General features: G+C 62.3%; 22 protein-coding genes. 8 read left to right on the forward strand and 14 right to left on the reverse strand.

Annotated features, from left to right (window positions below; genetic code table 11):
• The first annotated feature begins 8 nt into the window (after nucleotides 1-8).
• Both NL528_RS30840 and NL528_RS30845 read left to right on the forward strand, forming a co-directional pair.
• Nucleotides 9-218 carry a hypothetical protein gene (locus tag NL528_RS30840; RefSeq protein ID WP_309178135.1) on the forward strand — a complete coding sequence of 70 codons (210 nt, stop codon included), beginning with the start codon at nucleotides 9-11 and terminating at the stop codon, nucleotides 216-218.
• Between the two features lie 451 nt (nucleotides 219-669).
• Entirely contained in the window at nucleotides 670-1410 is a 741-nt protein-coding gene (locus tag NL528_RS30845; protein ID WP_309178136.1) for a carbonic anhydrase, read from the forward strand.
• Nucleotides 1411-1426: 16 nt separating this feature from the next.
• Here the strand turns inward: NL528_RS30845 and NL528_RS30850 are convergent, their stop codons facing one another.
• From NL528_RS30850 to NL528_RS30865, 4 genes are all read right to left on the reverse strand, one after another.
• Entirely contained in the window at nucleotides 1427-2245 is an 819-nt protein-coding gene (locus NL528_RS30850; protein ID WP_309178138.1) for a hypothetical protein, read from the reverse strand.
• A gap of 8 nt (nucleotides 2246-2253) precedes the next feature.
• A complete protein-coding gene (locus NL528_RS30855; protein WP_309178139.1) occupies nucleotides 2254-3042 on the reverse strand; it encodes a fumarylacetoacetate hydrolase family protein in 789 nt (262 codons plus the stop codon).
• A gap of 54 nt (nucleotides 3043-3096) precedes the next feature.
• Nucleotides 3097-3462 (reverse strand): RNA polymerase-binding protein DksA, encoded by a 366-nt coding sequence (gene dksA, locus NL528_RS30860; protein ID WP_171707889.1) that lies wholly within the window; start codon nucleotides 3460-3462, stop codon nucleotides 3097-3099.
• Nucleotides 3463-3687: 225 nt separating this feature from the next.
• Nucleotides 3688-4299 carry an NAD(P)-dependent oxidoreductase gene (locus tag NL528_RS30865; protein ID WP_309178141.1) on the reverse strand — a complete coding sequence of 204 codons (612 nt, stop codon included), beginning with the start codon at nucleotides 4297-4299 and terminating at the stop codon, nucleotides 3688-3690.
• Between the two features lie 132 nt (nucleotides 4300-4431).
• On the opposite strand from NL528_RS30865, the gene NL528_RS30870 reads away from it, so the two are divergent.
• Nucleotides 4432-4806: a helix-turn-helix domain-containing protein gene (locus NL528_RS30870; protein ID WP_309178142.1), complete on the forward strand. Its 375-nt coding sequence runs from the start codon at nucleotides 4432-4434 to the stop codon at nucleotides 4804-4806.
• A gap of 339 nt (nucleotides 4807-5145) precedes the next feature.
• On the opposite strand, the gene NL528_RS30875 is transcribed toward NL528_RS30870, so the two are convergent.
• Entirely contained in the window at nucleotides 5146-5559 is a 414-nt protein-coding gene (locus tag NL528_RS30875; protein WP_309178143.1) for a flagellar assembly protein FliX, read from the reverse strand.
• A 264-nt stretch (nucleotides 5560-5823) separates the two neighbouring features.
• Between NL528_RS30875 and NL528_RS30880 the strand changes: the two genes are divergently transcribed.
• The 4 genes from NL528_RS30880 to NL528_RS30895 all read left to right on the forward strand — a co-directional run bounded on the left by NL528_RS30880 (nucleotide 5824) and on the right by NL528_RS30895 (nucleotide 8385).
• Entirely contained in the window at nucleotides 5824-6948 is a 1125-nt protein-coding gene (locus NL528_RS30880) for a flagellar basal body P-ring protein FlgI (RefSeq protein WP_309178144.1), read from the forward strand.
• Nucleotides 6948-7310: a flagellar assembly peptidoglycan hydrolase FlgJ gene (gene flgJ / locus NL528_RS30885; RefSeq protein WP_309178145.1), complete on the forward strand. Its 363-nt coding sequence runs from the start codon at nucleotides 6948-6950 to the stop codon at nucleotides 7308-7310. Before NL528_RS30880 ends, flgJ begins: the two co-directional genes overlap by 1 nt.
• A gap of 17 nt (nucleotides 7311-7327) precedes the next feature.
• On the forward strand, nucleotides 7328-7831 hold the full coding sequence (locus NL528_RS30890) for a hypothetical protein (protein ID WP_309178146.1): 504 nt from the start codon (nucleotides 7328-7330) through the stop codon (nucleotides 7829-7831).
• 158 nt (nucleotides 7832-7989) lie between these two features.
• On the forward strand, nucleotides 7990-8385 hold the full coding sequence (locus NL528_RS30895) for a hypothetical protein (protein WP_309178147.1): 396 nt from the start codon (nucleotides 7990-7992) through the stop codon (nucleotides 8383-8385).
• 19 nt (nucleotides 8386-8404) lie between these two features.
• On the opposite strand, the gene NL528_RS30900 is transcribed toward NL528_RS30895, so the two are convergent.
• Nucleotides 8405-8770: a hypothetical protein gene (locus NL528_RS30900; protein WP_309178148.1), complete on the reverse strand. Its 366-nt coding sequence runs from the start codon at nucleotides 8768-8770 to the stop codon at nucleotides 8405-8407.
• A gap of 28 nt (nucleotides 8771-8798) precedes the next feature.
• Nucleotides 8799-9164, reverse strand: coding sequence for a flagellar biosynthesis regulator FlaF (flaF, locus tag NL528_RS30905; RefSeq protein WP_309178150.1), 366 nt, complete (start codon nucleotides 9162-9164; stop codon nucleotides 8799-8801).
• 446 nt (nucleotides 9165-9610) lie between these two features.
• On the opposite strand from flaF, the gene flbT reads away from it, so the two are divergent.
• Nucleotides 9611-10036, forward strand: coding sequence for a flagellar biosynthesis repressor FlbT (flbT, locus tag NL528_RS30910; protein WP_309178151.1), 426 nt, complete (start codon nucleotides 9611-9613; stop codon nucleotides 10034-10036).
• Between the two features lie 67 nt (nucleotides 10037-10103).
• Here flbT and NL528_RS30915 read toward each other — a convergent pair whose 3' ends face one another.
• From NL528_RS30915 to msrB, 7 genes are all read right to left on the reverse strand, one after another.
• Nucleotides 10104-11615 (reverse strand): aspartate aminotransferase family protein, encoded by a 1512-nt coding sequence (locus tag NL528_RS30915; protein ID WP_309178153.1) that lies wholly within the window; start codon nucleotides 11613-11615, stop codon nucleotides 10104-10106.
• A complete protein-coding gene (locus tag NL528_RS30920) occupies nucleotides 11612-12889 on the reverse strand; it encodes a hypothetical protein (protein ID WP_309178154.1) in 1278 nt (425 codons plus the stop codon). The genes NL528_RS30915 and NL528_RS30920 overlap by 4 nt, the downstream gene beginning before the upstream one ends.
• Before the next feature lie 100 nt (nucleotides 12890-12989).
• Nucleotides 12990-13769 carry a hypothetical protein gene (locus NL528_RS30925; protein ID WP_309178155.1) on the reverse strand — a complete coding sequence of 260 codons (780 nt, stop codon included), beginning with the start codon at nucleotides 13767-13769 and terminating at the stop codon, nucleotides 12990-12992.
• An 84-nt stretch (nucleotides 13770-13853) separates the two neighbouring features.
• Nucleotides 13854-15737 (reverse strand): flagellar protein, encoded by a 1884-nt coding sequence (locus NL528_RS30930; protein ID WP_309178156.1) that lies wholly within the window; start codon nucleotides 15735-15737, stop codon nucleotides 13854-13856.
• A 10-nt stretch (nucleotides 15738-15747) separates the two neighbouring features.
• Entirely contained in the window at nucleotides 15748-17625 is a 1878-nt protein-coding gene (gene flgK, locus NL528_RS30935) for a flagellar hook-associated protein FlgK (protein ID WP_309178157.1), read from the reverse strand.
• A 45-nt stretch (nucleotides 17626-17670) separates the two neighbouring features.
• Nucleotides 17671-19491 carry a flagellar hook-basal body complex protein gene (locus tag NL528_RS30940; RefSeq protein ID WP_309178158.1) on the reverse strand — a complete coding sequence of 607 codons (1821 nt, stop codon included), beginning with the start codon at nucleotides 19489-19491 and terminating at the stop codon, nucleotides 17671-17673.
• 188 nt (nucleotides 19492-19679) lie between these two features.
• A complete protein-coding gene (gene msrB, locus NL528_RS30945) occupies nucleotides 19680-20180 on the reverse strand; it encodes a peptide-methionine (R)-S-oxide reductase MsrB (protein ID WP_309178159.1) in 501 nt (166 codons plus the stop codon).
• Nucleotides 20181-20232 lie beyond the last annotated feature (52 nt).

Below are 20232 nucleotides of genomic sequence, written 5' to 3' on the forward strand. Positions count from 1 at the left end.
GGCGTATCATGATCGTCACGGTCGTTGGGATGGGACGCGGTGGACGCGGCTGCGTCGGGCGCGTGGACGTGATCGCAGGGCGGTTCTCCGTGAGCGATCAGGGCGCGCAGACGATCGATGTTGCGGCGTACGGCAAAACCGTGTGGTCCTGGCACCCGTTGCTGGTGTCAAGTCGGCGGAGGTTTTACGAGCCCGACCGGGCTTTCGCGAAACCTTAATCCGCTGGCGACGGTGACAAGACGAATTCGTCGCCGGGGAGAGCGCGATATAAGCCGTAAAACCATTGCGCGGGGAATGCCGGAATGCTCCGACTGTACCTGTATGCTCGTGTGCGTTTCTTCGCACAATTTTGCGCGCGAGACCGCGGGTGCAGCAAGCACCCGGCATTCCCTGCGCCCTCTGTTTTCTTTGGGCGGAGTTTCTTGCACAGCTTGGGCGCTTCGCGCCGCGAGGTCGTGAACTCGTGTTCACCGTCATTGCGAGGAGCGAAGCGACGAAGCAATCCATTCTTTTTTGCTGCGCTATGGATTGCTTCGCTTCGCTCGCAATGACGGTCAGAACCGTAGCGACCATTAAAGCGAGTGGATTGCTTCGCTGGCTCGCAATGACATAAACTTGACGTTGTTTTCGAACTTGCCTTCGCCTTCATTCTCGCCAGGGAGAACCGCCATGTGCCGACTGTGCGATGCCCGCGACGCCGTTGCGCCCGAGACAACTTCACGACGCCGCTTCCTAACACTCGCCGGCGGAGCCGCCGCCGGTCTTGCTCTTTCGCCGCCGGCCTCTGCCAAGGAGACGAAGCCGCCGCCGAAGCCGCAGAACGAAATTTCGCCGGAGGCGGCGCTGAAGCGCCTGATGAAGGGCAACGAACGCTATGTCGAGGGCGTCTCGCGCCGGCACGATTTCACCCATGAGCGGGAAGCGCTGGCCGGCGGCCAAAATCCCTACGCCAGCATTTTGAGCTGCGCGGATTCGCGCATCGCGCCCGAATACGCCTTTGACAGCGCCCGCGGCGATCTGTTCGTCTGCCGGGTCGCGGGCAATTTCGCCAATGACGACACGGTGGCGAGCCTGGAATATGCCACCGCCGTGCTCAACTCGCCGCTGATCCTGGTGCTCGGCCACGAAAGTTGCGGCGCGGTGGATGCGACGATCAAGTCACTGAAGGACAACACCACCCTGCCCGGTCATCTGCCGTCGCTGGTTGCAGCACTCGCGCCTGCGGTGAAAGCGACCATGGACAAGCCCGGCGACAAGCTTGCCAATGCCATCCGGCAAAACGTCGTCGACGTCGTCGCAAAGCTCAAATCGGCGACGCCGATTCTCAATGCCGCGGTCGCGGACGGCAAAATCAAGATCGTCGGCGGCGTCTATCGCCTCGGCGACGGCAAGGTGAAATTGATCGATTGAGAATATCAATCCGCCATCATGCCGGCGTAGCGCGGCGGATCAACGCGCAGAGCCCGGTCATGCGCGCAATCGGATGCTCGACGAACAGGCGGCAGGAGGCGAGCGCATCCGCGAGCGTGTCGGGCGGCGCGGCAGGCTTCAATTGCGCGGCGAGCATCTGACCATGGGCATGGCCCAGCGCGCGGGTGGCGTTGGTCAGCGCGAGCAGCCGGCCGTCGGCATGCGGCGGCACCAGTATGGTCCGGACCAGTGCGAGATAGGCCGGCCAATAGGCCAGATGGCGGTACATGCTGGCGATCAGCTGCGGTTTTGTGTCTTCGCCAAAGCCGTTCAATTCAGCGACCAGCCGCGCCACCTCGGGGTCGAGCGCGTCCATCGGCGGCAGTTCGGGTATTTTCACGCCCAACGGTTTTGGCGCGGCGGTTGCCGGTTGCACGGGTTCGGCCGTTTTCGGTTCGAAGCGCGCCAGCAGCGCCGACAACACCACGAGCGCCAGCGCGTTGGTGTACTGATAGCTGTCCAGCACCTGCCGGATGATGATCTGGTCCGGCGGCAAAATGCCGGCGGCGAGCAAGGTATCCTCGGAGAAGCCGGGCAGGTCCGGCAACGCGATCGTGCGCCGGACTGCCTCGGCATGCAGCGGCGCGTCGCCCAGATAGAGCGGGCGCAGCGTCGACCAGGTCCACGGCAGCGCGCCCGGCATGGTCGCGAGATTGCGCCAGATCAGATTGACGACGCTGGTACCGAGCACCTTTCGGATGTCCGAGAAAATTTCAGCGATTTCGCCGGCGGCATCCTCTTCGCGCACCGACGGAACGCTCTCCTGCGCTTTCATGCGTTTTCTCAATCCCGAAAATCGGCGGCGACGTTGCCGAGCCCCGACAGCTCTATCACGACGCTGTCGCCGGCGTTGAGCCACACCGTCTTCACCAGGCTTCCGGTGAGCACGATCTGCCCGGCATGCAAACCGCGGCCATCGGCGGCCAGATGATTGGCGAGCCAGGCGAGTGCGTTGTGCGGATGGCCGAGCACGTCGGCGCCGGTGCCGCGGCCGGCTTCCTTGCCGTTGATGACGGCGCGGCCGACGACGTTGAGGAGATCAGGCGCGGCCGATCGCGCGACGGGTTGGCCGAGCACGCAGCCGGCGCCGAAGAAATCATCCGCCACCAGGGTCGGCGCGCCAATGGTTTCCCATTTGACGTAACGGTCGTCGACGATCTCGATCGCGGGGTGATAGGCCTCGACCGCCTCGTGCACCCATTCGGCGGTGAACGGCGCTTCCGATGGCGTCAGATCGCGCGCCAGCCGCACCGCGATCTCGCATTCGACGCCGACCTGGATGTAGTCGCCGGCCTTGAGCTGCGCGCCGCTCTCGTAGACGCCCTTGGCGAACACGCCGCCGCTGCAGGGATGGGGGATGTCGAGATATCGCTGCATCACCGCGCTGGTGCAGCCGATCTTGTAGCCGACCATGGCGCCGAACTGCGGCAGCAGCAGGTCGTGGACCGCGCGCTGGATCTGGTAGCCTTCCGCCTCGTCGCGCGGCGCGATGTCAGGCGGGAGCGAATCGAGCTTCGTCCGCTTGCGGCGGGCGCTCGCGATGACTTTCGCGGCCGCGAGATTGTTGTCCATCAGCGGCAGCCTTCCGTTCTACACAACAAAATGACCGCACGCGGCGGTCACGCCCTACTCGTCCCTGTAAACCTTCTCGCGTTTCTCGTGGCGTTCCTGCGCTTCCACCGACAGCGTTGCGATGGGGCGGGCTTCCAGCCGCTTCAGCGAGATCGGTTCCCCGGTCTCCTCGCAATAGCCGTAGGTGTTGTCCTCGATGCGCTGCAGCGCGGCGTCGATCTTGGAGATCAACTTGCGCTGGCGGTCGCGGGCGCGCAGTTCGATGGCGCGATCGGTTTCGGAAGAGGCGCGATCAGCGAGATCGGGATGATTGACGTTCTCTTCCTGCAGGGTCTGCAGCGTGATCTTCGATTCCCTCAGGATCTCGTCCTTCCACGCCAGAAGCTTTGCGCGAAAATAATCGCGCTGGCGCTCGTTCATGAAAGGCTCTTTTTCGGAGGGTCGATAATTCTTCAACTTTTCCAAGGCCAGCCCATCTTCACGTACAAGGCGGCGGGCAAAAAGGTCCGTCCGCGCGCGCCTTATATAGCGGCGGGTTGTGACAGACAATATCGGCCGCTGGGGAAAGGAGGTACCTCCCCATGGCCTTGCACAGACAATCGTCGCCGGCCCGTCCGGGGCGGGCCGGATCTGGTTCCCGGCGCCCTAATAGCCGACCGTAAAGCGCTGGCGGATATGGGCCGGACGCTCGATTTCGTCGGCGAGTGCAACTGCGAAGTCCTCGAAGGAGATCCAGCTTTTCCCGTCGGCGGCGGTCAAAAGCTGGTTGGTCCCGAGCCGGAACTTGCCGGTCCGCTCGCCTGCGGTGAACACGGCCGAGGGCGACAGGAAGGTCCAGTTCAGCTCCTTTTCCTTCCCCAACAGGTCGAGGAAGAGCGCCCCCTTCTCGGCCTCGGCCTTGTACTGGGCCGGAAAGCCCGCCGTCGTCACCAGCCGGACGCCGGGGGCCACTTCCAGGCTGCCGGCGCCGCCGACGACGAGGTAGCGGCCGACTCTGGAATCGCGGGCAGCTCCGATCAGTTTGGCCGGGTCGCTATCGAGGAAATGCACCGAACTGATCGCGGCGTCATGCCTGGCCAGAAGCTGGGCAAGGCCGGCCTGGTCCAGCACGTCGCCCTTCTTCGCCGTGACATTGGCCTGGGCGGCGATCTTTTCGGGGTTACGGGCGATGGCGGTCACGCTGTGGCCACGGCGGGCGAGTTCGGCGGTGATACGCGAACCGGCATTGCCGGAGGCGCCGACGACGGCGATTTTCATGAAGGTCTCCTTGGGGGGTATGGTATCCAATGGAGACTAGATAGCGAAAAGCGTGTAAGTGTTAAGAGAGCACTTTGGGGTCACCTGATTACGCCGGAGTAACCGCCAAAGAGAACTATCAGGAGAACGATGATGAAAGTCGCCAACGCCTATTCGGCCGATTGCCCGACGCGCCAGATCCTGGATCGCGTCGGCGACAAATGGGCGGTGCTGATCCTGCTGCTCGTGCGCGACGAGCCGATGCGCTTCAATGCGCTCCGCCGCGCGATCGAGGGCATCTCGCAAAAAATGCTGTCGCAGGTGCTGAAGAGTCTCGAGCGCGACGGACTGATCCGCCGCCGCGCGATCGCGACCGTGCCGGTGACGGTGGAATATTCGATCACGCCGCTCGGCACCACGCTGGCCGGCGCGGTCGATCCGTTGCGCGACTGGGCGGAAAGCAACCTGAAGGAAGTTTTGAATGCGCAACGGCGCTACGACGCACAGCGCAAGCAGGCCGCGGCGTGAGACGATGTGTCGGGAGAGGGCATCTTCCGGCTCTGTGGCTTCATCCTTCGAGTCGCGCTGCTGTCGCAGCGCTCCTCAGAATGAGGTCTGAGACCCTCATGGTAAGGAGCGCGGCAACGCCGCGCGTCTCCGGACGATGCTTCGCATCGCCGGGAGAACCATGAGGCCATGAAATGCAGGATCGATCTAGCAGTTTGCTGAAAAACTCAGAATAGATGTGACGTTGAGCAACAATCGAATCGAAAAACGGCCGTTTCTTGAATCTATCGTGCGTTTCGCGCTCGGTTCTTGAATCAAAGTTGCTCATGGCCTCCATGAAAACTCTTTTTCCGCAAACTGCTAGACCTGCCCGGCCTTGGCGAGTTCGACTTCGACGCGCAGCTCGATCTCGGACAGTACCGCATCGAGGCCGGGATCGCCGGAGGAGGATTTCAGATTGGCGGCGGCATCGCGCAGCCGGTTGACGGTGGAGGCATTGAGATTGCCGGACAGCAGCCCGAGCTTGAGGTCGTCGAGCACGTCGAGCGCGCCCTTGCCGCGCGCGACCGAGCGCTTGCGGCGTTCGGTCGGATCCTCGATGCCCTGCAAGGCCAGCAGCCCGTCGAGGCTGGTGGCGGCTTTCGGCGCAGTGGCGGAACGGGTCTCCTCGGGCACGGCCGGCGCATCCGGCAGCGAAAAGCCGGTCGAACTGGTTCGCCGCGTGTTACTCGCGGGCGATCCAAGCGTGGTGCCGTTCGGTCCGTAGATGCGCATGGTCATGATCCCGCAGGATGGAGTGGCGAGAGCTTCGCCTTGTTATGGTTAATGGCGCGTAAACGACCCGGCAAAATCTGCCGCCAGGCGGCAGTTTCGCGCGTGCTGGCCAACCGGAGCCAAACCAGCTCGCGACAATTTCCATAAATATATCAATACATTGCCTGCGCGGCGCGACGTGGCACCGATCTCGCATAGTTAATGCTGGATCGCCGTCATGGGAGTGTCGCGCGGTCCGCTGGAAGACCCAAAGGGGAGCACAGGATGCCCGGCATCCGTACGGCAAGAGTATTTCGGCTGGCCTGCGCCGCGCTGTTGGCGCTGGCGCTGTCGGCCATGTCCGCAAGTGCGACCTCGCGGATCAAGGACCTCGCCAATATCGAAGGCGTGCGGCAGAACCAGCTGATTGGCTACGGCCTCGTCGTCGGCCTCAACGGCACCGGCGACACGCTGAACAACATTCCCTTCACCAAGCAATCGCTGCAGGCGATGCTGGAACGCATGGGCGTCAACATCCGCGGCGCCACCATCCGCACCGGCAACGTCGCCGCCGTCATGGTCACCGGCAATCTGCCGGCGTTCGGCACCCAGGGCACCCGGATGGACGTCACCGTCTCCGCCCTCGGCGATGCCAAAAATCTCATGGGCGGCACCCTGCTCGTCACCCCCCTGCTCGGCGCCGACGGCAACGTCTATGCGGTGGCGCAAGGCTCGCTTGCGATCGGTGGCTTCCAGGCCGAAGGCGCCGCTGCCAGTGTCACCCGCGGCGTGCCGACGGTCGGCCGCATCGCCAACGGCGCCATCATCGAACGCGAGATCGAGTTCGCGCTCAATCGCCTGCCCAATGTGCGGCTGGCGCTGCGCAACGCCGACTTCACCACCGCCAAGCGCATTGCGGCCGCGGTCAACGACTATCTCGGCGTCAAGACCGCCGAGCCGATCGATCCCTCCACGGTGCAGCTGGCGATTCCCGCCGAATTCAAGGGCAACGTCGTCGCCTTCCTGACCGAGATCGAGCAGTTGCAGGTCGAGCCGGATCTCGCCGCCAAGATCGTGATCGACGAACGCTCCGGCATCATCGTGATGGGCCGCGACGTCCGCGTCGCCACCGTCGCGGTGGCGCAAGGCAATCTCACCGTGACGATTTCGGAAAGCCCGCAGGTCAGCCAGCCCAATCCGCTGTCGCGGGGCCGAACCGTGGTGACGCCGCGCAGCAGCGTCAGCGTCTCCGAGGACGGCAAGAAATTGGCGGTCGTGAAAGACGGCGTCTCGCTGCAGCAGCTCGTCGACGGCCTCAATGGCCTCGGCATCGGGCCGCGCGACCTGATCGGCATCCTGCAGGCGATCAAGGCCGCCGGCGCGATCCAGGCCGACATCGAGGTGATGTGATGCAGAGCAGCCTGGTCAGCAGCACCGCCGGCAGCATGCCCGCGAAAGCGGTCATGCCGATGTTCAACGGCCGTGTGGATCCGCAGTTCGCAGAGGCGCTGAGCAAGGTCTCGCCGCAGGCGCAAGCCAAGGCCAAGGCGACGGCGACCGACTTCGAAGCGATGTTCCTGAATTCGATGTTTTCGCAGATGACCAGCGGCATCAAGGGCGACGGCCCGTTCGGCGATACGCCGGGCACCGGAGTGTGGCGCTCGATGCTGACGGACGAATATTCGAAATCGTTCGCGAAAGCCGGCGGCGTCGGGATTTCCAACGACGTGTTCCGCACGCTGATCCTGCAGCAAGCCAACCGCGCCGGCTGATCCAAAGGGAGCCCGACATGAATCAACGCCCTCAACCAAGGCCGGCCCCCGCACCGATTGCGGCGCCGAAGGCTGTGATTTCCACACCCGTCGAGGCCCGCAGGCTTGCTGAAGAGCTGATGGACGTGATGAGCGCGCTGCTCGGCATCATCGAGCGCGAGACCGAACTGGTCCGCGCCGGCAAGGTGCGCGAGGCGATGATGCTGGCGGAGGAGAAGTCCGGACTGTCACGCCGCTATATGATTGCGCTGGAAAATCTGAGAACGGGGCAAAACTATCTGGCGCAGGTATCGCCTGAATTGCTGACCGCGCTGCGGCGCCATCACGACACCTTCCGCGCCATGCTGCAGATCAATCTCACCGTGCTTGCGACCGCGCATGCGGTTTCCGAAGGCATCGTGCGCGGCGTCAACGCCGAGATCCAGCGCCGCAACATCCCCAATACCTACACCGCCGCCGGACAGCGCGCGACGCCGGGACCGCGCCACATCACGCCGCTGGCGGTCAGCCGTTCGCTCTGATCCAACATTTACATTTTTCATAAAATTCGTGCGCAGGCGTCAGCGCGGCATTCAGCGCGTTCTCTAACTCCGCGTTGAGAGGTGCCCCGTATAGTTGCGGTCCGAGAGGGGTTGGGATTTGACTCGAGCAAGCTAGTGCCGTCGCGCTAGGAGGCACCATGAGTACAGATTTCAGCATCAAGCCGGTGGGGGCACCGGTCGCCGCACCGATTGTTCAGCCCGTGAACGATGCGGCCCAGCATGCCGTCAAGACCGATCTGCCGGCGAGCCAGAGCGTCACGGCAACGGACGCGAGTTCGCGCGCCGCCAGCGATTCCGACGCCGTCACCGTTTCGCTTTCGAATGATTCGCTATCGAATGGTTCGCTATCGAACCAGGTGTTCATCGACCGCGACGCCGCCGCGGTCGTCTATCAGGTCGTGGACAACCGGACGAGCCAGGTGGTGAAACAGTTTCCCGACGAAGCGGTGCTGCGCCGCCGCGCCTATTTCCACGCGCTCGACCTGACCAAAGAGGCGCCGACGCGTCTGCGCGCCACCGACCGCAGCGCTTAGGAGGCGGAAGGTCTGATCATCAGCTGGATTGCGTCGCGTAGGCCGTGTCGAGATAGGTTGATCCGGTCGCGGGGTCGGTGACGACGTTCTTGATCAGCGCCGTTCCAGCTTTCGTCAGGATAAATTTGGTATCCCCGATCCGGAACGACTGATCCTTGACCAGCACATCCTGATATTTGCTGGTGGCGTCGCTCTGGTAATGCACCTTGGCGCGAAAGCCAGACACGTTCGAGACTGTGATCTTGAACGTCTTGCTGTTGGCGTATTTTCCGGTCCAGGTGCCCTGATAGAGCTTGGAATCGACTGCCACATAGGAGGTCTTGGAGGGGACGGTCAGCCCAACAGTCTTGTAGTTGGCCGACAGGATGCTCATCAGGTCGACCATCTGCTCCTCCGTCGCCGCGACCGGAATTTCAGCCCCGGCCCGCCAGGCCGGCAGCGATGTTGCAGTTGATGTCTATCAGCGACTTCAACTTCGCCGGATCCGGGTTCATCTGCATATCCACCGTCTGCTTCATCACGAACACGCCGATATTGGCGATGTTCTGACGGACTTCTTTCGGCTGGGGATTTTCGTCGGTCTGCGCCGCGCTCATGAAGATCGACCACAGCCGGCGATTGAACAGCAGCGCGCTTTCCATGGCCTTGCCGGGACCGGCCCAGTTGGATTGAACTTCCTGGAGTTGCCGTGCAGCTTTCAGCAGCGCCTGCGCCTCTATTTCACGCGGAGAAGATGTCGCTTGTGACGCACGGGCGTAGGCTTGGGCTGCATTGGACATTCAATAACCTCGGAGGGAGCGGATCGCAGGCCGCGGGGCTTCAAAACTGCTTAACTTTCATACAGGTGGTGCCTTTAAATAGGGTTAGCGGCGATTATCAATGTGTCCGCTATCCGACAAAAGGCGATGGTTTCGCCCTGTCACCTGGAAAGAAAAACGGCGGGGTATCCCCCGCCGCCTTGATCCTTGCCTTCGAAGCCGGGCTGAGCGCAGGAGCTGCAGCACGCTCTGCTGGCTCTGGTTGGCCAGCGACAGCGCGGGCACCGCGATCGACTGGCGGGTCGACAGCGCCTGGCTGTTGGCCGCTTCCTGCGGACCTTTCGCGTTTACCCGCGCCACAATTGCACTAATCATGCGTTTACCAATGGTTAACCATCATCAGAAAGGATGCGAATCGGCCGGCGGGCATCGATAATCTGCGCGAAGAGCGACAACGGAGAACAGGCATGGCCTTAAAAGTCGAGCTCAAACCGCACGAACGAATCATCATCGGCGCTTGCGTGGTCACCAACACCGATCAGCGCGCCCGGCTGCTGATCGACGGCGACCGGATTCCGATCCTGCGCGAGAAGGATATCCTGACACCCGAGTCCGCCGACACCCCGGCCAAGCTGGTCTATCTCGCGGTGCAGCTGATGTATCTTGCGCCGGATCCGATGGCCCAGCACCCGACCTATTTCAGCCTGGTCCGCGACATCCTGACTGCCATGCCCAGCGGCTGGCCCTTCATCGAGGGGATCAACAACCACATCCTGAACGGCGATCTCTATCACGCGCTGAAAGAGTCGAAGAAGTTGATCGCCCATGAAGAGAAGCTGATTGCAGCTGCAAAACGCCCGCAGGACGCCGGCGACGAGCGCAAATCGGCGTAACGCCACAACAAGGCTGCTCGGCACGACCGAGGCGTGAACGGCAGTTCGCCGTTCCGCCCGAAATCGCCTACATTGCCAGCGGTGGAGATTGCTCCAATTCCGGCACTGCGCCGTCTTCGGAAGCTGAGCGCCGCGCGCCAAATTCAAGCACCGCGGCGATCAGTGCATCGATATCGCGGGCCTCGGTGCGGTGATTGACGATAGCCGCACGTATGGCGAGTTCGCCATCGAGGAGCGTCGTCGAGGGAGCCGCTATCCCGGATTCCTGAATGTCCATGACAATATCGCCATTGACCTTGTTGGTATCCGCGGCGCGGTAACGGAAGCAAACGATATTGAGCTGCACCGGCGCAAGCAGCTCCAGCCGCGGCTCAGCCAGCACACGGGACTCCAGATATCCGGCAAGCGCGCAGGTGCGCGTGATGACGGCTCCCAACCGTTCAGTACCGAAGATTTTCAACGTGAACCAGGTCTTGAGCGCCCGAAAGCCCCGCGACAGATCGGGGCCGAGGTCACAAGGCCAGGGTGAGCCCGCGGAAAGCCCCCGCGTCTCGCGGCGCAAATACGCCGCCGGCGACGAAAACGTGTCGCGATGCCGCTGGCCGTCGCGGACAATCAGGAAGCCGGCGTCATAGGGCACCTGCCCCCATTTGTGGAAATCAAGCGCGATCGAATCCGCGCTTTCTAGCCCGGCGAGCCGCGGCGCGAGCACCGGCGAGAGAATTCCGAGGGCGCCAAAGGCGCCATCGACGTGAAACCAGAGCCCCTCTTCACGGCATAGCGCGCTCAACGCCACAAGATCATCGATGGCCCCGATGTCCACCGTCCCCGCCGAGCCGACGACGAGGAAGGGATTCAATCCGGCCTCGCGGTCCAGCGCAATCCGGCACCGCAACGCGGCAACGTCGATGCGGTGGAATCGATCGACTTCGATGCACCGCAACGCGTCGCTGCCGAAGCCGGCGATATCCATCGCCTTGGTGATGCACCCGTGTGCCGCCTTCGAAGTATAGGCCGTCAGCGCCGCGCGTTCGACGCCGCACTGCCGGACCGATTGTCCGAGTGCTGTCGTCCGCGCCACCAGCACCGCCATCAGATTTGCCATCGATGTGCCGGTGACGAAAATGCCGCTCGCCTCGCTCGGAAAGCTGAGCATCTGGCGGGTCCATTCCACGACCTGACGTTCGACCTCGATCGGAATGTGATCGCGTCCGCCGAGATTGGCGTTCAGTCCGGCAGCCAGCATCTCCGCCAGCATGCCGACGGCGGTACCGCCGCCATGCACCCATCCCATGAAGCCCGGATGAACATTGCCGGTCGCGTAGGGAACGACGAAATCGGCGAACTCCCGATAGACATCTCCGAGCTCGGAAGCCTGACGCGGAAGCTCGGCGCGAAACCGCGCCCGAACCTCATCCGGTATCGGCTGCCAGACCGGGCGATCGCGAATGTTGGCGATGTAGTCGATCATGTCATCGAGCATGCGATGACCCTGTGCGCGAATCGCGTCCCAATCTTGCGGGTCGAGGGTGTGGCTCGACTCGGATTGCAGCAACGCTTCGCGCACCGTTTTTGTCACGCGGCCTGCTCGCGGCCGGGCCGGGACCGGCGATACAACATCGCGGCGAACGCTTCGAAGATCTTGCGCATCTGCGGCGGCTTGTAGGGGAACAGATCCGGCGAATCCATGTTGTGCACGACGGCGGTATTGTCCGCTTCGAATATCAGCAAATCCCCGCGCTTGTTTTCCGCACAGTCGATGGTGAAATAGTCGAGCCGTACCCGCTCCGCCATTGCGGCCAGCGCGTCTTGATGGCGAACCGCGAAGGCGGTTTCGAAGTCGCGCATGAAGCTCTCTTCTTCGAGCCGCTTGCTGGCGCTGAATGCCATGTTCGCGTTCAGGTACCAGATATCCCACCGGTCTGCGATCGCCATGTGGCAGGCGTACGCGCGGCCATCGATGACAACTATTCGATATTTGCGAAACAGACCGTCATCATTGGCGTAATCGACGAAGCGGGAGACGAAAAATTCCTGCTCGGCTCTTTCGGCAAGATATCGGTCGATCGCAGCCGGCCCGTCAATCCTGGCCAGCCCGACGCCGGCATGCGAACCACGCGGCCGGACGATCAACGGAAACCGGAGTTCCGGCGCAACACCGGCAAGCAGAAGATCCGACTTGGGATCCGGCTTGATATTCGGCCTGGACGCGTCCGATAACTGCGCGCGGGTCACAGATACGGTTGCGGGAATATCGAGTCCTTTGATCCCGCGCAGCAAATTATGCAATTTGTCACGGTCCAGATTTGCAACGAGGCGCGGTGGATTGAGCATCGGCCGCGGCCAGCCAGCCGCCGCCTGATCGATGATGCGGAGCGCATCGCGGCATTCTTCCGAGTCGGAAGCGATCACGATCGCAATGTCATGATCGGGCAGCGGTACCGGCAGCGGGACTCCGGCCACGACATAAAGCGTCAGCAACTCGATCGCGGAGTCCTCGAGCAGGAATTCGATGGGCGTGTTGCCGCCCATGTCGATCGAGGCCGCCAGGGCGAGGACGCGCAGTTTCGGCTGTTCGGCCGCGCATGGCGACCGGAACAACTGGTGAAACGCAAGCACTTCTGCCTGGATGGCCAGTCCCGTCGGCTTGTCGCCGAGCAGTTGCGCGATCAGCGACAGGTCGAGCCCCTCACCGGCGTCGGCGGTTCCGCCGGCAACCTTCGAAATCAGCTCATCCCGCAACGGGCGAAGATCGGTCCCGTTAAATGCCATCGTCGTGAGCCTGGCAAATCCGATCCGGTCCGCGCACGGCAGCTTGGCGGTCGCGATCGGCGCTTCGAAATCAGGCTGCATGTCGCAACTCCAGGGATGGACAACAATCGCGGCGCGTCCAACAAGGCCAGGCATGTACCGCATGCAAACGGAACCTGCAGAGCGGCGGCGTCAATGTCACTCACGCAGCTTTCGGCGCGGCTGCAGCCGTTGCAAATTGCGAGGAGAGATCGCCATGAAACACGGACGGACCGACGTGATCGAGGCGGCTTTCGAGATCAGCCCAGATTTCGCCGCCGATATCCGTCCAGCGTTTGCAGAAGGCGAAATCCTCGCTGAGGTAAGTCCCGGTGTTCGGATCGATCATGCACTCGAACAATGCAAAGCGGTTGGGGCTTCCGGCGAGGGCGTCGGCAGAATGTTCGCGGAAAAACTGCAGCGATGCGTAGGCCGGATGTTCGCACATCCGTTCCAGAACGTGCCGCCTGATCATCAGGAAACCGGTTCCGGCGTAGCGCACCCGCGTAAAGCCGTTGACGACGACGACCTGGTCCGGATCGTCGAACTCGAGCACGTAATCCAGCGCCGCCGACGGCGCTTTCGACGGATTGGAATGCAGCGCCCGCTTTGCCTTGTCCCAGTTGACCCGCTTGATCGGATAAATGCCGGCCACCACATCCGCGCCGGATTCGATCAGCCGAAACACCTGGTTGGGGGTAAAGCCGATATCGGCGTCCACGAACAGGAAATGGGTTGCGGCGGGATCGTCGAGGAACATCGTCACCAGGTTGGCCCGCGCCCGCGTAATCAGCGCGTCGCCATCCCGCATCAGGACCTTGAGGTCGATGTTTGATTTGGAGCGCACCGCCCGCTGCAGCTGAAAAATCGAGCTGGCATAGATACTTGAGACCTGCCCGCCGAAGCAGGGCGTCGCCACCACGAGGTGAAACTGTTCGTTCATGATTAGCTCCGACGCGGCTGACACGGCCTGCAGTTCTGAACAAACGTTAAATAGACGTGGTTAACGAAAGGCTAATGACCGCGGTTAGCCGACCGGAAGATACTTCGTCAGGGTGAGCTGGGAGAGCATCGACGTCGTCTGATAGGAAGCCTGCAGGCTGGTCTGGAGTGCGAGGACCTCGCTCGCCACCTGATCAGGCGAAACGGTCTCGGCCTGGTCAACGATACTCTGCAGCATCGCCTGACTTTGCTTTTGCCGACTCGTCGCATTTTTCATCGTCATCTGCGCCGCGGCAAAATCCGCCTGAATGTCCTGGATCGTTTGCGTACCCGGATGCGACGTCAGACCTTGCGCCACCCGCTGGCTCAGCGCCAGAATCTGCCCCGCGGAATTTGTCCCCGCAGGCGGAGCAGAGAACGCTGAAAAAACCGCCAGGGTTTGAAGCTGCGAACGAATCGCGGATTCATTGGCCTGCGCCCCGTATTGAACGGTCACCGACTGATCGATCCGCGCGGTCGACGATGCGCGCGCTGAAGCCAGCGGCCCTGGATTGCCGGTGTACCAGGATACGGTATTTGCCGGCGTACCGCTGACAAACGAGGTGGCGGAGCCCAGTGGCGAGCCACTGACGCGCAGCGGCGGCTTGATCGCCGTCACCGTGGGGCCGAGTCCGAGCGCCGCAAATGCGGCCGGGTTCGAACTCGTGACCGAAAGGCTCGCGGCATCGTCGGTGTGCAGCGTGACCACACCGCCGCTGACGTTCGACGGGGTCGAGGTGCCCGTGATCGAATCGATTTTCGTCAAGAGTGTCTGGACGCTGTCGGTGACGTTGAGCTGGTTTCCGGTCGCGCCGGCAGCGACGAAAGTGATCGGTGTGCCGTTGACGGTGATGGTGTCGCCAGCTGCGAAGCTGGTAGCCAGCGAGTCCGTACCCGCGACACCGGATAACAGCGTCGCGCCGGTGATCGGCGCAGGAACAGCCGCCTGGTTGTGGGCCACGGTTCCGGCAGCGGTTCCAGTCGTGTTGAAAAAATCGTTGCCCGCCTCGACGGCCGAAGCGGCCACCAGCGATGTATTGGCAAGCGTGCCGATCGCCGTGGTCAGCGCCGCGTTCAGGTTGGCAGCGGTCGCCGCCGGCGTCGTGCCGATGGCGAAGCTCCCGGTCGGCAGCGGCGTTGCGCTCGAGGCGGTGAGCTGAATCGATTCGGTCGTACCGTCCGGCAGATTAAACTTGAAGCTGACCTGATCGCCGTTGTTTGGGTTGGTCGCGCCGAGATTGATCGAAACGCCGTTCGGCGATCCGCCGGGACCGGTGACGGTCGCGCCGGTCAGCGAGGACGACACCGCGTTCAGCTTCAGGCCGAACGGCGAGCCTGCGACGTCCTCCGCCACTTGAACCGAGCTCGGCGTCGGCGAAGAAATAACGAGACGACCGAGGCCGTTGGTACCGAGATCCGCTTGCCTCCGCTCGGAGGTCACCTGCTTCAACCCGGCCTGGGTGGTGGTTCCGTTGAGAATGGTATCGATCGAGGCAACGGACGGCGTATTGATGGCGCTGCCCGAAAACAGGTAGCGATCACCCGCCTGGGTATTCAGAATACCCAGCATCGAAGTCAGTTGAGAGCTGGCGGTCTGCTGCGCGATGGTCTGGCCCGCGCTGTTTAGCGCCTGCGACGAACTGTTCGCGCTGTTTTGAACCGTGGTTCCGATGTCGACCATCGCCTGCAGGGCCGTGTTGGCGACGCCGATGTTGGTGTTGATGTTGCTCATCGTGTCGGAGAAGGCGGAAATGTTGGCCAATTGCGACCGGGCGGCGATCGCGAATCCCTCGTTGACCCCCATGCCTGCATAGGACGTCGACTTTTTCCCGGTCGTCAGCTGCGACTGCAGCATCGTCAGCTGATTTTTGAGATCAACTATCGACTGGTTGAGAACGGAACTGCCGAAACTGACGCTGTTGATTGCCATGTCGATCGCCTTACAACTGGACTTGCATCAAGGTGGACATCATGGTCTGAACCACAGACATCACGTGAGCATTGGCCGCGTAGGAATTCTGCAAAGCGATCAAATTGGCCACCTCGGTATCGATATTGACCCCGGAAGTGGCTTTCATTTTCTGTTGCAACGTGTTGACGACGACGTCCTGCCCCTGCTGAAGCTGCGTCGCCGAGGTGGATGCATTGCTCTGCAGGCTCAGGAACTGCTGCATGAAACCTGACAGCGTCCCCTTGAACGGCGTCGCGACCGTGCCAAGCCCGGTCTGCGGCGAGTAGGTGAACGTGCCCGACGTCAGCTGGGAATACAGAAAATCCGAACGCGTCGTATCGCCGGCGGGCGTCGTGGGTGAAGTATTGTAGACCGTGAACTTCGACGGATCGGCGAGCAGCGCGGCATTGACCGTGATCCGTCCAGCCAATCCCAGTTGTTGCGGGGCCTGCGCCGTGATCGCCCCGGTGTACAATGCATTCCCGTCGGTAAACAACGGAAGTTGCGGACCACCGCTCGCAAGCGACGAAACCGTAGTGGTAACCGACGCCGCGTTAACGGCCGCCGTGGCGGTGCCGTTGTCGAGCACCCGCAAGGTAGACCCGGCCGGATTCGAAAACTGCAGATTGGAGCTACCGAGCGCAGCGTTCAGTTGCGCAACGACCGAGGCCATTCCGCCGGTAAAATTGACGCCGATCACCGGATTGTTCGGATTGCCCCCGACGTTCGACAGGGGAAGTGCTGCGGGATCATCGACCCGCACGATCGACACCTGATGCTGGGTGTTGGTCGTCGTGTCGGTATAGGTGAGGTTGATCGTATTGCCGGGCAGTACGTTCGAGAGGTCGAGATCGAAACCGGCCTTGGGGGCAAGAGCGGCCGGAGCGGCCGTCCCGGCGGTGGTCTTGTTCGACAGCGCGCTGGCCAACGATGCCGCGAGCTGATCGACCTGGGCCTGCGCCTGCACCAGCGTCTTGTCCCGCAACGTGACGTCGGCGGCGATCTGACCGGAGATGATCGAGCCCGTCCCGATCATGTCCGTGACAGCGCCGTTCGCGAGCTTGATCGAGATCGTGCCGACGGATGAATTTGCCGGATTGGCATTCCATTGCGAGTTGGCGTTCAGCGTACCCTGCGAATTGAAACTGAGCGTGGAGGCCTGAGCGCCGACCAGTTCGACACCGTTCGTGGTGTAGATGGTCGCCTGATTGTTTCCATTGGTGGAGACGCGGATATCCATCAGCTGCGACAGCTTGTCTATCGCCTGGTCGCGTTGATCCATCAGGGTGGCCGCCGTGGGATCGGTTGCGCTCATTCCCTGCAGCTGGACGTTCAGATGCGCGATCTGGGTCATGGCCGTATTGGCCTGCCCCACCGAAATGTTGATGTCCTGCTCGGCATTGGAACGCAGGGTTTGAATACCCTGCGTCGTTACATTCAGTTGCTGCGCCAGCGCCTGCGCCGCCGTCGCAGCCGAGATTTGTGACGATGAACTTCCCGACGTCGTCGAAAGCGATTGAAGCGCCGTCGTAAAATTGGAAAATGCGGTTTCGAGCGTCCCGGCATCTCCGGGCGTTCCATAGACGGATTGCAGTTGGGTCAGGACACTCGCCATCTGGTCGGCATAAGCGCCGCCGGACGTCTCCGATCGCAATTGGCTCTGAACGAATTGATCGAGTTGGCGGGACACGCCGGTGACGTTGACGCCCGCGCCGAAGTCGCCGCTCAGGGTCTGGACCTGATTGACGCTTTTGGCGACATAGCCAGGCGTCTGGGTGTTGGCGATATTCGACGACGTGATCGAAAGCGCGGCCTGGTTCGCACGCAAACCAGACATTGCAGTGGCGAGGGCCGAACTCAAACTCATCTTAGCCGCCTCGGATCAAACAAGCTGACGTGTTGCCAGCGACCATCAACGCAGCACGTTCAGCAGATCCTGAACCATGCTGTTGGCCGTGGTGATCACCTTGGTGTTCGCGGAATATGCCTGCTGGGTCACGATCAGCTTGGTGAACTCGTCGGCGATGTCGGTGTTCGAGCCCTCGAGCGAGGAACCGCTGATCGTACCCGAGGCGCCGATGATCGCCGGCCCCGATTGATCGGTGACGGCATAGGCGCCGCCATCGAGCGCTTTCAGGTAGTTGGTGCCGTTGAAATGCGACAACGTGACCGAGGCGAGATCGAGGTTCTGTCCGTTGGAGAAGGTGCCTACCACGAGACCGCTATTGCTGATCGCGACCGATTGCAGCTGGCCGGCCGCAAAGCCGTTCTGCGTGATGTTGTTGATGGTCGCCGCGCCACCGGTGGTGGCAAATTGGGTCAGGCCGCCGGACCCGACGTTGATCGTGAGAGTGCCGAGCGACTGGCCGCTGACCTGTACGTTCGTCACCGGGATCGCCGAACCTGTCGGGCTGATCAATGCGCCGTTGGCGCCGAAGGTGAAGTTCGTGCCGACGTTGGTCCAGCCGGGATTTGTACCGGTCGCGGCGGGATCGTTCTGATAAAAAAGATTCCACGTGTCCTGATGTCCGGCGCCGAGCGTGGAGCTGTCAACCTTGGCCCATCGCATTTGCAAGTTGACCGGCGTTCCCGCGGCGTTGAAAGCCGTTACCGCGCCACCGCTGATGCTTTCCTTCTGAAACGTCCCGGTGTCGTTGCCAATGACGATGCCGGTGCCGGGGGGGCCGGCGGCTCGCGCCAGCGCGACGGTACCGGAGGCCGGCAGGCCGAGTGCTGCGAACGCGTTCTGCGCCGACGCCGAAGTGGTGATCGTTAGATCTTGCCCGGTGCCCGTGTTCAGCGTGATCACGCCGCCAGCGAGGGTCGGCGCGGCGCCGGTGACCGAACCGATTTTCGACAGCAGGGTACCGACCGAGTCGGAGATGTCGATATTATTGCCTGACGTGCCGGATACCGAGCCGGTGTTCACAAAATGAAATGTCGTACCATCGACGGTAATGGTGTCGCCGGCCGCAAAGCCCGTCGTCAGCGTGTTGCTTCCCGCCGCCCCGGAAAGTGTCGTTGAGGTTGTGATCGCGGCCGGAAGCTGACTCGACGCGGCGGTGCCGTTCACGGATGCGTTGACGAAAGTCGGGGTGCCTATCACCAGGGGATTTTGGGCGAAATCACCGGGGTTCAGGACGCCCGCAGCCAACACCGAGCCGGCGAGAGCGGTGGTGCTTGCCGGCGTCAGCGGCGTGGTCGGAAGGTTCGCGGCGTATTGAATGGCGCTGGTGGCCTCCGCCGGAACGAAATTGTTCTGGAACTGCAGCACCTGCGGCACGTTGCCGAGCGGGTTTCCGGTTTTGGGATCGACCGCCACGCCCATCAGGTAATAGCCGGCGCCGTTGACCAGATTGCCGTTGGCGTTGACCTGGAAATCGCCACGACGGGTATAATCGGTGACGCCGTTGAAAACCGGCACATTGTCCGTGACCCCGATCGCCTTTTGCACCGAGAAGAAGCCGTCGCCGTTGATCGCCATGAACGTGGCGACCGTGGACCCTGAGACGGTTCCCTGCGAGGTGATGGTCGGTCGTGCGAAGGCCGTGACCGATCCGGAGACTTGCCGGTCGGGGCTCGTCGAATCCGGAACGAGATCGACGAAAGAGGTGCCTATGCCTTTGTAGCCGGTCGTCTGGGCATTCGCGATATTGCCGGAAATGTTCTGAAGCGCGAAGGATTGCGCCTGCAGGCCCGCAACGGAAGTATTGAGAGCGTCGAAGATACCCATAACATCGTCTCCAAATTCGATCCGGACGGCCCGCCGCTGAGCAAAGCGTTGACCGCAATCGAAGGAGAACATCGCAAGCGTTGTGCCAAACTAAAAACTGCAATCATATCAGTCGCATAAATAAAAAGCCCCGGTCCAGGGACCGGGGCACAATTGCCGGGCGGGCAACAATTGCCGGGCTTGAGGCGTCAGGTAGCCGACGGCGCTGCGGGGTGAAACACCAGCGCAAAACCGTCCATGCAGTAGCGCAAGCCGGTCGGCTTCGGACCATCGTCGAAGACATGACCGAGATGGCCGCCGCAGCGGCGGCAGTGAATTTCGGTGCGCAGCATCCCGAAGGTGCGGTCTTCGGTTTTGCCGACGGCGTTGTCGAGCGGCTGGTAGAAGCTCGGCCAGCCGGTGCCGCTTTCGAACTTCGTCTCCGAGGAGAACAGCGGCAGGTCGCAGCCGGCGCAGGCGAAAATGCCCTTGCGGTGCTCGTTCAGCAGCGGGCTCGATCCCGGGCGTTCGGTGCCCTCCTTGCGCAGGATTTCATATTGCTGCGGCGTCAGTTGCGCGCGCCATTCGGCATCGGTCTTTTCGATCTCGAATTTCTCGGCAGCCCGGGCAGACGTCGGGCGCAGCCAGCGGAAAGCGGCAAGGCCAAACAGGCTTGCAACCGATGCGAGCAGGATACGGCGGTCAATCATAGTGGTCTCCGTGTGAGGCGGAACATGTCTCGTTCGCCATCAGATACGGCGC

Origin of the sequence: Bradyrhizobium sp. Ash2021 (assembly GCF_031202265.1) — a bacterium.
Taxonomy (GTDB): domain Bacteria; phylum Pseudomonadota; class Alphaproteobacteria; order Rhizobiales; family Xanthobacteraceae; genus Bradyrhizobium.